At 36.7% G+C, this 12,491-nt stretch carries 9 protein-coding genes and 4 pseudogenes; 8 read left to right on the forward strand and 5 right to left on the reverse strand.

Annotated elements, in window-relative coordinates; genetic code table 11:
• Positions 1-86 precede the first annotated feature (86 nt).
• Positions 87-707: pseudogene (locus tag IEX94_RS18535) on the reverse strand (ABC transporter ATP-binding protein); the annotation flags it as partial.
• Between the two features lie 590 nt (positions 708-1,297).
• Here IEX94_RS18535 and IEX94_RS18540 point away from each other — a divergent pair.
• The 6 genes and pseudogenes from IEX94_RS18540 to IEX94_RS18565 all read left to right on the forward strand — a co-directional run bounded on the left by IEX94_RS18540 (position 1,298) and on the right by IEX94_RS18565 (position 7,730).
• Entirely contained in the window at positions 1,298-1,468 is a 171-nt protein-coding gene (locus IEX94_RS18540; protein WP_188859630.1) for a hypothetical protein, read from the forward strand.
• 363 nt (positions 1,469-1,831) lie between these two features.
• Positions 1,832-2,299, forward strand: coding sequence for an N-acetyltransferase (locus tag IEX94_RS18545; RefSeq protein ID WP_229782801.1), 468 nt, complete (start codon positions 1,832-1,834; stop codon positions 2,297-2,299).
• Positions 2,300-2,386: 87 nt separating this feature from the next.
• Positions 2,387-3,520, forward strand: a complete 1,134-nt coding sequence (locus IEX94_RS18550; protein WP_156857390.1) for a sugar diacid recognition domain-containing protein — start codon at positions 2,387-2,389, stop codon at positions 3,518-3,520.
• A gap of 129 nt (positions 3,521-3,649) precedes the next feature.
• On the forward strand, positions 3,650-4,918 hold the full coding sequence (locus IEX94_RS18555; protein WP_188859631.1) for a GntP family permease: 1,269 nt from the start codon (positions 3,650-3,652) through the stop codon (positions 4,916-4,918).
• A gap of 99 nt (positions 4,919-5,017) precedes the next feature.
• Positions 5,018-6,172: a glycerate kinase gene (locus IEX94_RS18560; RefSeq protein ID WP_188859639.1), complete on the forward strand. Its 1,155-nt coding sequence runs from the start codon at positions 5,018-5,020 to the stop codon at positions 6,170-6,172.
• A 542-nt stretch (positions 6,173-6,714) separates the two neighbouring features.
• Positions 6,715-7,730: pseudogene (locus tag IEX94_RS18565) on the forward strand (S66 family peptidase).
• 376 nt (positions 7,731-8,106) lie between these two features.
• Here the strand turns inward: IEX94_RS18565 and IEX94_RS18570 are convergent.
• Both IEX94_RS18570 and IEX94_RS18575 read right to left on the reverse strand, forming a co-directional pair.
• Positions 8,107-8,679, reverse strand: a complete 573-nt coding sequence (locus IEX94_RS18570; RefSeq protein WP_188859633.1) for an LOG family protein — start codon at positions 8,677-8,679, stop codon at positions 8,107-8,109.
• Positions 8,680-8,711: 32 nt separating this feature from the next.
• Positions 8,712-9,019: pseudogene (locus IEX94_RS18575) on the reverse strand (MazG nucleotide pyrophosphohydrolase domain-containing protein).
• Between the two features lie 323 nt (positions 9,020-9,342).
• Between IEX94_RS18575 and IEX94_RS18580 the strand changes: the two are divergent.
• Together IEX94_RS18580 and IEX94_RS18585 are read left to right on the forward strand one after the other, a co-directional pair.
• A complete protein-coding gene (locus tag IEX94_RS18580; RefSeq protein ID WP_156857380.1) occupies positions 9,343-9,540 on the forward strand; it encodes a DUF2281 domain-containing protein in 198 nt (65 codons plus the stop codon).
• A 99-nt stretch (positions 9,541-9,639) separates the two neighbouring features.
• Complete coding sequence (locus tag IEX94_RS18585; RefSeq protein WP_229782802.1) at positions 9,640-9,867, forward strand: type II toxin-antitoxin system PemK/MazF family toxin; 228 nt, start codon at positions 9,640-9,642, stop codon at positions 9,865-9,867.
• 151 nt (positions 9,868-10,018) lie between these two features.
• On the opposite strand, the gene IEX94_RS18590 is transcribed toward IEX94_RS18585, so the two are convergent.
• Complete coding sequence (locus IEX94_RS18590) at positions 10,019-10,783, reverse strand: MerR family transcriptional regulator (RefSeq protein ID WP_188859635.1); 765 nt, start codon at positions 10,781-10,783, stop codon at positions 10,019-10,021.
• Between the two features lie 491 nt (positions 10,784-11,274).
• Positions 11,275-12,437: pseudogene (locus IEX94_RS18595) on the reverse strand (IS256 family transposase).
• Positions 12,438-12,491: the final 54 nt, after the last annotated feature.

Genomic DNA, 12,491 nt, shown 5'->3' on the forward strand with positions numbered 1-12,491 from the left:
TGAATTAGTTTGAAATAGATGACCTGGAATAATGTGCTAGTTTACAAGAATTGGCAGAAAAAACTCACCATAGAAAAGACCGACCTGATAATCCCGACAGATGTCGCCATTTGTTCAATTTCTGATAGAAGATGACTGGATAGTAAAACTGTTATTCCATAACGGGATGGTAAAGATTTAATAAGTTCCCTCATCTCACCAATACCTGATGGATCAAGCCCATTGGTTGGTTCATCCAAAATTAATAATTTGGGAAACGATAGTAAGGAGATAGCCATTCCTAATCGTTGTTTCATACCTAAAGAGTATTGGTTTACTTTCTTATCTTTTTGCTTTTCTAATCTGACAATACGAAGTACTTCATCAACATTTTTCCTTGGGACATTTCGAAGACGTTTCATAACGAGCAGGTTCTCTAAACCTGTTAAATGTCCATAGTAAGATGGAGACTCCACTAAGGAACCCGTATTCTGTAAAATAGATGCCCGAGACTTACGAAGATTCTTTCCAAATACCTGAATGTCTCCTGCAGAAGGTTTAATCAAACCTAATAACATTTTGATAGTTGTTGTTTTGCCCGCCCCATTTGGCCCCAAAAAACCATAAATTTCACCTTCTGGTACGTGAAGGTCAACATTGTTTACACTTTTAACAGCACCATGTGTTTTGGTTAAATTTTTTGTTTGTACTATAATCGGTTTATTCATCATGTCATTTCCTCCATATCATTATGATTAATGTAAGTATAACGAGTGAACCTTGCGCCTTCCTGAAAGCTACCTGAAGATTACCTTAAGAATTTAAAAATCAAATTCATTCACTTCACTTGATCAACTAAAAAGGCATATTCAGAGTTCTATTAATCAAAATTATTAAACCAGCAAGTATGTAACTTTTTCTTATTGAGACATGTATTTCTATTAAAAGTGAAGAATAATTGCTTGAATAATTTGGCCAAAATTGGAAATTGCCTTTTGCGAGAGAAATAGGAATTTGGAACATTAAGTATCTTTTTATTAAAAAACCTAACTTAACTCTTAAATTTTAAGTGAAAGTTAGGCTTATTTTCTTTCATGAGGAAGGATATATTTCAAAGAATCCAGCTGTTAAACTGAAAGAACCAAAATTAGAACAACAAATTCCAAAGTTTCTCTCCAAACTTGAGATTGAACATCAACACGGGTGGTGTCATACTCCAATGGTATCTTGGGAAACGCGATGATGAAGGAAGATCGTTCGTTTAGGCTAGCGAAAAAATAAGGTATAATAAGTGTATGGAGTGACGGAGGTGCGTCATATGTCTATTCCTGATAAAATCATAAAAGAAATTGATATGTTAAGTGAACAAGAACAGCAAAAGGAACTAGATAAAATTAAAGAAATATATATGGCTGAGGACGTTGTTTTATTGGGGGAAAACTACTCCTGGTGGGATAACGAAGCGGATGATATATACAGTGAGCAGTAAAAAGAAGCAGGGTGAAGTTTGGTTGGCAGATGTTCTATTTAAAGGCATACGGCAAACTAAACAGTGCTAATGTTTTATTGTCGGCAACGAATTAGCTTTGGATATAGATGTTATTATTGCACCAGTTACCGATCAGGAAATCAATTTGTCCCCAATTTGTCAAAGTCTTAAAGTATTGGGAAGAAGCCGGATTATTAAAACCGTTAGTTTGTACGTACTTCCAAAATTACTTCCATTCACGACACAGAATTGAAACGTCATTTGGGAGAATTACATAGCCATGATCTTGAAAACGTATTAAATATGTGTAGATAGTTATTTTAATATTTAGTTATCAATTCAACAATAGGGTCTTTTAATTGAATGAAGCATTTAGATTTATATGATAGGGATGATAAGGTGAATATTAGACCAAACAAGAAAACAGAAGTCAATAAATTAGTAGAGATATGGTATGAGGGTTCTTTAATAGCACACGACTTTATTGATAAGAATTATTGGAAATCACAGCAAACGAAGATGGAAGAAAAGTATATCCCAATGTCTGAAACCTATGTTGTAAGTAATGAAAAAGACATTGTCGGCTTCGTATCGATGATGAATAATTATTTGGCTGCATTATTTATTGATGTTAAGCATCAAGGTGGAGGATATGGAAAGGGCTTGTTAGATTTTGTTAAAAGGCAAAGGGAAAATATACAATTAAAAGTATACAAGAAAAATAACAAAGCTGTTGATTTCTATTTAAAAAATGGCTTTGTAATAAAAGAAGAAACATTAGATGAACAGACTTCCGAGGAAGAATATTTAATGGAATGGGAAAAGGATTAAGTGTCGTTTGACGAGTTTGCTGTTTATTTAAACAATGGTATATCGTGATGAAAATGAATATACATCTTTTTGAAAGTAGGGCTATCAATGACTATGTTAACAAAGGCTATAGCAGAAGATATTGTGAACAGGACGATGCGGATACTTACTCATAATATTAATGTAATGGATCAAGACGGCGTGATTATAGGAAGTGGTGAAAAAGATAGATTAGGTCACTTTCATGCGGCAGCACTTCAGGTAATTCGGGAAAATAAACGAATAGATATAGATCACGTTAAAAGCAAGCAGTTACCGGGAACGAAACCTGGGATTAATTTGCCGATTGTGTTTGAAAAAAAGATTGTCGGCGTGGTAGGTATTACAGGTCGTCCCGAAGATATTTCCCAGTTTGGAGAGTTAGTTAAAATGGGAGCGGAACTTACCTTGGAACAGGCTGCACTCACTCATCAATTACAGTGGGAAGAACGTTTGCGTGAAGAATTAGTTTTTGAGGTCATTAACGATCGGACGAATGATTTATTAATCGAGAGGGCAGCTAGAATGGGGATTGACTTACGCACACCGCGCATCGCAGTCCTTCTCCATTTTATGTCTGATGAGAATGAAAGAGAGTTAGCAAAAATTAAGCAAGATAGTTTAACTTATTTAAAAAATTATTGTGATACAAATGATCTTGTCGCAAGCGTGCAAACGACTAAAATAGTGATATTAAAACAATTTTCTGAGTCTCAATCCATTGAATCATTGTATAAAAGAATAGAGGCATTACTTAAGCAGTTAACATTTAGATCAAATGGACAGTGGCAAGCCAGTATTGGTAATCCATTTTCCGAGTTAGAAGATGCGAAACGTTCATATCAATATGCTCGAGAAGCTTTGGCAGTGGGGACGATACTATATCCCGAAAATACAATTTATGTTTATGACGATTTATATTTATCTATTCTTTTACATGCCAATCGTTTGCCTGCTGATTTTTCAAAACACTATCATTCCCTCGTTATGGAAGATCAAAGTGGTGATTTGCAAACGACGCTAGAGACATATATTGATAGTCAAGGGGAGTTATCTCGTGTTGCAGAGAGATTGTTCATCCATCGTAATACGCTGAGTTATCGACTGGAAAAAATTAAACGTATTACCGGGAAAGACCCTAGAAACATACATGATTTGTTAAATTTGTATATCGAACAAATAGCATATAAATTACAATCTTAAATTGTGCAGATGACTTAAAGTATAATCTTTTATGTGCCTTCTTTTGTTTATTTGCTTAATGTAATCGCTTTTGCAAAACGATACAATAGAATTATCATCATGATTATAATACAAAAGGAGTGACACTAGATGGAAATAGAAGTAAGCGCTTTAGGCGCTATCATTGCACTCGTTATTGCTATTTTTCTTATCCTTATTAAAGTGCCACCGGCATACGGAATGGTAGCAGGAGCATTGTTAGGTGGTCTTTTTGGCGGAGTCGGTATAGAAGATACAGTGACGCTCATGATTGAAGGAGCTGAAAGCATTATTCCGGCTGTTCTTCGTATATTAGCGGCAGGAATTTTAGCAGGGGTCCTTATTCAGTCGGGAGCAGCATCAACAATTGCTGAAACAATAGTTCAACGGCTAGGTGAAAAGAAAGCGCTTTTGGCTTTAATACTTGCTACCTTGTTATTAACAACGGTTGGTGTATTTATTGACATTGCCGTCATAACTGTGGCGCCGATTGCTTTAGCGATTGGACATCGAGCCGGGCTTTCAAAAATGGCTATACTCATCGCGATGATTGGTGGAGGTAAGGCTGGTAATATTATGTCACCGAACCCTAATGCTATTGCAGCATCTGATGCTTTTGATGTACCGTTAACGTCTATCATGGCTGCGGGAATTATCCCCGCTATGTTTGGTATTGTGGTCACATACGTGATTGCTAAACGACTAATAAACAAAGGAAGCTTTACAACATCAGAAGAACTACAAGCCGCAAGTGGCGAGAAAGCACCATCATTTCTTCTAGCCATCATCGCCCCTTTAACAGCGATTGTTTTACTTGCCTTGCGACCTCTATTTGATATTATTATCGATCCAATGATTGCGCTTCCCATTGGTGGAATCGTTGGAGCACTCGCAATGGGAAGAATGAAACGTATAAATGAATACGCTGTACTGGGGCTTGGAAAAATGACAGGGGTTGCTGTCATGTTGCTTGGAACTGGGACGCTTGCAGGAATTATTTCTAATTCAGCCTTGGACCAAGTCATCACGAATGGACTTGAAGCCCTTGGTCTTCCAGCTTATATATTAGCTCCATTTTCGGGCGCACTCATGTCCATGGCTACTGCTTCAACAACCGCTGGAACGGTGGTGGCGAGTAACGTATTCGGCTCAACGATTATGGAACTGGGAGTTGCCGGTTTGGCAGGTGGTGCGATGATTCACGCAGGAGCAACGGTGTTTGACCATTTGCCACATGGTAGCTTTTTCCACGCCACAGGTGGTAGTGTATTTATGGATATGAAAGAACGAATGAAATTGATCCCTTATGAATCACTTGTTGGTTTAACCTTAGCCATTATTTCAACACTCATCTTTGGTGTTTTTAAGTTATTTATCTAAAATGGAGTTTTAAAAGGCTTAGTGATATCAGAAATAGATGTTGTTTAATGACTTCTCTACTAGTTTTAGTTATTACGATAAGAAATGGAGTTGACCCTTATGAAAATAGTCATTGCTCCTGATTCATTTAAGGAGAGTATGACCGCTTTAGAAGCGGCTGAAGCTATTGAAACAGGTTTTAAAAAAGTATGGCCTGAAGCCACTTATCTAAAAGTTCCCATGGCGGATGGGGGAGAAGGGACGGTACAATCTCTTGTTGATGCTACTGATGGGAAAATTATAAAGCAAACTGTGACAGGTCCGGCGGGAACTCCTGTTGAAGCTTTTTACGGCATAACGGGGGATGGAAACACAGCTATAATCGAAATGGCTGCCGCTTCTGGTTTACATTTGATTAAAAAAGAATCTCGCAACCCACTTCAGACAACGACAAAAGGAACGGGGGAATTAATTTTAGCTGCACTTGATCAAGGAATTGATCATATGATTATCGGAATAGGTGGTAGTGCGACAAATGATGGTGGTTCAGGTATGGCTCAAGCTTTAGGAGCTAAGCTGCTCGATAAAAATGGAGAGCAGATTGGCTACGGGGGCGAAGCATTAAGTCAATTAAAATCTATTGATCTAGCAGACTTAGATCCGCGTTTAGCCAATGTGACGGTTGATGTAGCGTGCGATGTCGACAATCCCTTGACAGGTGAGCGCGGTGCTTCGGCTGTATTCGGCCCACAAAAAGGCGCCACACCTGAGATGGTCGCCAGATTAGATCAAAATCTTACGCATTACGGTTATGTTTTGAAAAATGAACTAGGACAAGATGTGATGAATATGCCCGGAGCCGGTGCAGCCGGGGGGTTAGGTGCAGGATTTGTAGCGTTTTTGAATGGACGGCTCAAACGCGGCGTCGATATTGTTATCCAGTCTGTAAAGTTAGATGAATGTGTACGAGATGCTACGCTTGTCATCACAGGTGAAGGTAAAATCGACGTTCAGACGATTTATGGAAAAACGCCCATCGGTGTCGCAAACATATCGAAAAAATACGGCATTCCGGTCATTGGTATTGCTGGTGCGATAGGTCATGAAAGTGACGCTATTTACAATCATGGAATTGACGCCATGTTTTCCATTGTTCCTGGGGCAGTGACATTAGAGGAATCTTTGGAACAGGCAAAAGTCAATACGATGAAACTCTCTGAAAATATTGCCCGAACGCTAGCCATGAGCGGACATTTAACAGTTGAAAAGTCATAAAAAAAAACGAGCCGTCTGCTCGTTTTTTTTATAGTTGTTGCTCATACATTTTCTGCCGACCATATTCAATTCCGGGAAATCGATATGGTTGAATCGTTAAAAGGGGTAGAATAGTTTTTAATCAATTAATATCTTTAGTTTGCCCAACTGGCTTGTTGTTGGCGGTGGGCATCGTCATCGTTATTATAAACCAGCCGAGCTGATTGCGGCGTTGGGTGAAGCGTTGGAATCAAATGGAGATTTGAATGGGAAACAAAGTTAATAGAGTATTATTAAAAAGCGCATTCTCGTAAAAGTGCTTTTAAAGCGGAGTTTAATGCTTTATAAGAGGAGCATATTTACCTTTTATAAAAGGCAAAAAAACATCTAAAAATATAGTTTCCTACTAAAAACCATACCGAGAAAAAATTTTGGTAGGGGACTTAAATAAATTTCCTGTATAATAATGTTAAATGACAAAAAGATCTTCCATTACAATAATGTTGTTTAAACACAAACGGGCTGGATTGTTTGATAGTATATTTTAAATTCAGAGGAGATGAATGATTATGGACTTTTTAAAAAAGGGAGATACAATTGGTATATTTACTCCTTCTTCCCCTACAACAGTTACAGATAAATTGCGTTTTGAACGGGCAAAGTCTTTTCTAGAGGAGAAAGGATTTACTATCGTTGAAGGAATTTTAACAGGTCGAAAGGACGGCTATCGCTCGGGATCACCTAAAGAGCGTGCAGAGGAATTAAATAAGCTAATAAAAGATCCTAGTGTGAAGATGATAATGTCAACTATTGGAGGAACAAACTCGAATAGTGTGTTGCCATATATTGATTATGAAGCATTTAAACAAAACCCTAAGTGGTTGGGTATTCTGATGCTACAGCTATTTTACTTGCACTTTATTCAAAAACAGGCATACCAACGTACTATGGTCCTGCATTAGTCCCTTCATTTGGAGAATTTGAACCTTTGGTAAATGATACATATCATTATTTTGAGCAATATTTTATGCAAAAGAATGAGATGCCTTACGAAGTACCGACTCCAGCTTTTTGGTCGGATGAACCTGTAAACTGGCTAGAAAAAACGACAGAGAAAAAGCTTTATAAAAACGAATGGGTCACTGGGCAAAGTGGAATTGCAGAAGGTAGATTAATAGGTGGTAATGTCAATGCTATGTATGGATTTATTGGCTCTCCATATTTTCCTATGATAAAGCAAGGGGATATTTTAATGATTGAGGATTGTATGAAAAACGCTTCAATTGTTGAGAAAAACTTCGCTATGATACGAGTGCAAGGTATTTTTGACAAAGTTGCTGGTATTATCTTGGGAAAACATGAACAATACAATGATCTAGGTACAGGAAAACAGCCATTAGATTTACTGGTAGAGCAATTAGATGGATTAGATATACCGATTTTAGCTGAATTTGATACATGTCATACCCACCCTATGCATCCACTGGCCATTGGTAAGAAAGTTAAATTAGACGCTGGAAATAAAAAGGTTTTTTGTACGGAAGATTGGTTAGACTTCTCTACTTGTATTGAAAATTAATCTATTGTAATCGGGCGTAATTGTCGCACAAAAAGTTGTTTCAGAATCGGGCCATTTAACGTAATAAATGCAGAAGTTTATTTGTAGAAAGTTGAATGAACCATGAACCTAAAATAAATTAAAAGGGAGCTTGGAAATGGATATACTAACTATTAAAGAGCTTCATTCCCATGAAGAAATCCTTGAAGCTTTTCCATTGCTGTAAAGGAAAAGTAAGCTTATTCATGAATAGGGCGCGATTGTGGGACAGAAAGGATACACATACTAGTTATGTGCTATCCTTTTTTAGTTTTTTGAAAAGAGTTTAGGGATTGAACCCTTAATTTCTTTCCACTCATATAAATTACTGCCGTTTGTTGCAGTATTATCCAAATCATTAAGTCCATTTCACAGCGTGGCTCGGACTAAAGGAATCGATTTTTTCTAATAATTCTTTGGGATCTGGGGAGATAATTATCATTTCTCGATAATCTTTATTCATAAACCCCTGTTCAATCGTATGATCTAACATGGTAATTAGCGGATCGAAAAAGTTATTTACATTTAGCAATCCACAAGGCTTTGCATGATAACCCAGCTGTGACCAAGTAAATACTTCAAACCATTCTTCTAATGTTCCTGCGCCCCCAGGCAAAGCGACAAATCCGTCCGCTAATTCTGCCATTTTTGATTTACGCTCGTGCATTGTATTAACAACATGTAGCTCTGATAATTGATCATGAGCAATCTCTACAGCTTTTAATTTTTGAGGAATCACTCCTATCACATTACCACCACTGTGTAAGGAAGCATCAGCCAATGCACCCATACATCCCACTTGGGCTCCACCGTAAATTAAAGTTTTATTATTATTGGCTAATTCTTCTCCAAATCTTTTTGCATGTTCTATATAAACGTTGTTTATTCCCGTACTTGACCCACAAAATACAGCAAGACTTTTAATCTCCATTTCAACCACACCTTTGCTCCCGGTTTATTTACTTAAAGATATCTATTGGACAGCTTTCGTTTATGTTCTAAGAAAATTTCTTCCAAATCTATATTATATTTATTCGCAATAACAACTACATTACCTAATACATCACCAAGTTCTTCTGTTAAATTCTTCTTACTTTCTGCCAATGAAATAGGATGCTCATCTGGTCGGTCTCGTCCGATTTCCAGAGCTCTAATTGCTCTAGCGACTTCTCCCGTCTCTTCTGACAAGAAGCCAATACGTACAAAAATATCTAAATCAGCCCAACCTCTTGACTTTCAGCAATCCAATTTTGAAATTCCTTCGCTTCCATTTTAGACTTCTCACCACACTTCAAATAAAATTAAATGAACATTATTCTTTGAAACATCTTAAATTTTATGACCTTTAGGTGAATAAGAGAAATACTATAATCTCTTGAATCTCATAACAATCTTTATAAATTGTAACATTTAAGCACCTATAATGACCACAGAGAGTGGCATTTCTTATATACAGATAAGTCTAGGGATGAATGAAAGAAAATGAAGCAAATAATCATAATTATAAACCAATGTTTGAATCATGAATATATAGTGAAACGTAATATGAAGTGATATAATAAAATAGAATATTCATAAAAGTGGTGATGAATACGTGAATACTGCTAAGGATCGTTTACTTAAAATTATTGATGAAATACCTGAAAAAGATGTGGATAAAATTCTGGATTTTGCCGAGTTTTTAAAAGCTAAAAGCGATAAAAGTGTATCTGAGGATTTAACAGAAGCCAGTGAGAGCAGTTTGGATTTTTGGGATAATGACATTGATGACGAGGTTTGGAACAATGTATAAACAAGGTGATATTGTTTTAATACTAGTTCCATTCGTAATTTAAAACAACAAAAGCAACGTCCTGTGCTCATTATTTCAAACGACAGTTATAATGAGGTGATGGAAGATATCGTTGTTTTAGCTATCACTTCAAAAATTAGGGATCTTTTATATTCTATTGTAATCGATCCAAAAGATTTGACAGAGGGAGAACTTAAAAAAACATCAGAAATAAGGGCAGACAAAGTATACACACTATCTAAAAATATTGTCAGAAAAAAATTTGGACATGTGAACACTGAAATTTTGGAAGCTGTTCGGGTGAAAATAAATGAAGTTATACAATAAAACATATGGCACGGTCTCTAACTATCTAAGAGTTCGTGCCACTCCATAATTTATATTATTCATCATTTTCTTCAATACGGAATAGATCATTCATTTCTTTAATATTTAATGCACCTACCATATAATATGACTACAGGATGCTTTTCGACTATTACTTCTTCATTCCTGTATAGATGTGAATGGCATCTCGTAAAAATGCGGCAGTACCGGGTTGTTCTTTATCGTAGTATGCTGTAAATCTTTCATCATCAACATATCTTTGAGCAAGGCCTGCATGTGCTTCCTTACTGTATTTGCTCCAATAAAAAGTTAGCCATTGTTTGTGTAAATCAGCTGCTTTTTGAGCGATATCACTAGCTGGATCACCAGTTTTAAAAGCTTTCGATAATGTTTCTGTTAGCTGTTCTGAAAGCTTTGTCACAGCTTCATATTCTTCCTGAGTCATGTTCATTATCTTTTTATTCGATTTCTCCACTGTCTCAATTCCATGTTTTTCACGAATTTCTTTCCCATATTTGAGATCATTTTCATCTATCATTTTTTTCTTAAATCCTTCAAATTTTTCTTTATCTGACATGTTAATTTTCCTTTCTTTTGAAGCGATTGTTTTATCTACATTTGCTATCAGTAGATCTAGCTGTTCTCTTTTTTCAAGGAGTTTTTGCCGATGTTCTTTAAGTGCAGTTACTCCATCAAAAGAAGGTGCAGTTAAAATATCCTTTATGCTATTTAAGCTGACGCCAAGCTCTTTATAAAATAGGATTTGCTGTAATCTGTCTATCTCTGCCTGACCATATATCCGATACCCTGATGAATTAATTCTTGCCGGCTTAAGAATTCCAATTTCATCATAATATCTCAATGTTCTTCCACTAACACCTGCTAGTCTTCCAAGACTTTGCACTGTATATTCCATCAGATCACCTCCTTGTAAATAATGTTACACCTTTACGCAACGTCAATGTCAACAGTATTAAATAAATTTCTTTAAAAATTCCCTTAAAATCTATGTTAAACTTCTCTGTTAATTTCGGCATTTGGAAAATAACTAAGGTTTATTTTCCCATCAAGCATGTTCATCTTACTTTAATGGGAAAGCAACTGAGTTTTATTTTCCCATTAGCATGTTCACCTTACTTTAATGGGAAAACAACTGAGTTTTATTTTCCCATCAGCATGTTCACCTTACTTTAATGGGAAAACAACTGGGGTTTATTCTCCCATCAGCATGTTCATCTTACTTTAATGGGAAAACAACTGAGTTTTATTTTCCCATCAGCATATTCATCTAGTCAAGTCCATATTCCCTCTGTGAGAGTCTTTAACCGGGTATTATTAAATTTTATTTGCTTGGAAAGGTACCTTTCCAAGCAAATAAAATTTTTCGCTCGCGGTCAAGGGGGGCGGCTAAAAAAGTGTTCGTTTTTTCTTCTTTAACTCTTCTTCATGATCCATCAAAATTGCGCCAACTAATCGATAAGCTGATTGGTTATTCGGGAAAATACGGATGACTCGCTCCCGCCTCCGTACCTCTTGATTTAAGTGTTCTAGGAAGTTGGTAGAGCGTATAAATTGATGATGTTCAAAGGCTCGACAAGATACTGAATCGTGTCTTCAAATCCTTCCTCCAGTGTGTGGATTGCCTTTTCTAATTTGGGTTGATCTTTATACTTCTCTATGAATTCATTTTTGATATTGCGTGCTTCCTGTGTGCTGGAGCCATTGTAGATTCTTTTAAAATCATTCTTTACTTCCTGTATACCTTTTTTAGGCATTTTATCGATTACATTCCTTTTGAAGTGTACGGTACAACGCTGCCAGGCCGTTCCCACAAACACACGCTGAATTGCCTTTTTCAATCCCGAATGGGCATCTGAAATAACGAGTCTAGGTGCTTGGAGCCCCCGTTGCTTTAAACGATGCAAAAAGTCTTTCCAAGCTTCATAACTTTCTTCATGATCCACATCAAAGCCAAGCACATGTCTTTTACCGTTATCATCAATAGCCGTAGCGATATAGATAGCTTTTGAAACTACACGATTGTATTCCCTAACTTTGACATACATTGCATCTACAAACACATACGGATAGTAAATCTCACTAAGTGAACGATTGGCCCACTCTTCCACTACTGGGTCTAATTTTTTCGTCAAAGAGGAAACAAATGATTTAGAAACATTTTCACCGCACAGTTTATTGACAACATTGGTCACCTTGCGTGTGGATACACCATTTACAACCATTTCAACCAAGGCTAATAAAAAGCTTTGATCACTCCGTTCGTATTTTTTAAGGGCGGACGTATGAAATTCCCCACTGTGTGTGCGCGGTACCCGTAAAGGAACGTTACCTATACTCATAAGCAGCTCTCTTTCATAATAACCATTTCGATAGTCACGACGGTCCGAGGAGCGCTCATACGATTGCGCGTTTAAATAGTCGGTCTGTTCCTGTTTCATATACTCATTAAGCACTAAAACCATCGTTGATTTTAGAATATCATCAAGGTTAGATGTTAGAATTTTTTCTTTTAATTCATCGAAGTTTAGGTTAAACTGGATGTGAGCCATTATTAATTCCTCCCTCTATATACTTCAATTATCTTCAAAATGCTCCTGTTTTCT

This window comes from Oceanobacillus indicireducens (genome assembly GCF_014647195.1).
Lineage (GTDB): Bacteria > Bacillota > Bacilli > Bacillales > Amphibacillaceae > Oceanobacillus > Oceanobacillus indicireducens.

Bases quoted from the DNA above. Each gene is read 5' to 3' on its own strand.
- IEX94_RS18540 (WP_188859630.1), top strand. From the start codon at position 1,298: ATGTCTATTCCTGATAAAATCATAAAAGAAATTGATATGTTAAGTGAA.
- IEX94_RS18545 (WP_229782801.1), top strand. From the start codon at position 1,832: ATGAAGCATTTAGATTTATATGATAGGGATGATAAGGTGAATATTAGA.
- IEX94_RS18550 (WP_156857390.1), top strand. From the start codon at position 2,387: ATGACTATGTTAACAAAGGCTATAGCAGAAGATATTGTGAACAGGACG.
- IEX94_RS18555 (WP_188859631.1), top strand. From the start codon at position 3,650: ATGGAAATAGAAGTAAGCGCTTTAGGCGCTATCATTGCACTCGTTATT.
- IEX94_RS18560 (WP_188859639.1), top strand. From the start codon at position 5,018: ATGAAAATAGTCATTGCTCCTGATTCATTTAAGGAGAGTATGACCGCT.
- IEX94_RS18570 (WP_188859633.1), bottom strand. From the start codon at position 8,679: ATGGAGATTAAAAGTCTTGCTGTATTTTGTGGGTCAAGTACGGGAATA.
- IEX94_RS18585 (WP_229782802.1), top strand. From the start codon at position 9,640: ATGGAAGATATCGTTGTTTTAGCTATCACTTCAAAAATTAGGGATCTT.
- IEX94_RS18590 (WP_188859635.1), bottom strand. From the start codon at position 10,783: ATGGAATATACAGTGCAAAGTCTTGGAAGACTAGCAGGTGTTAGTGGA.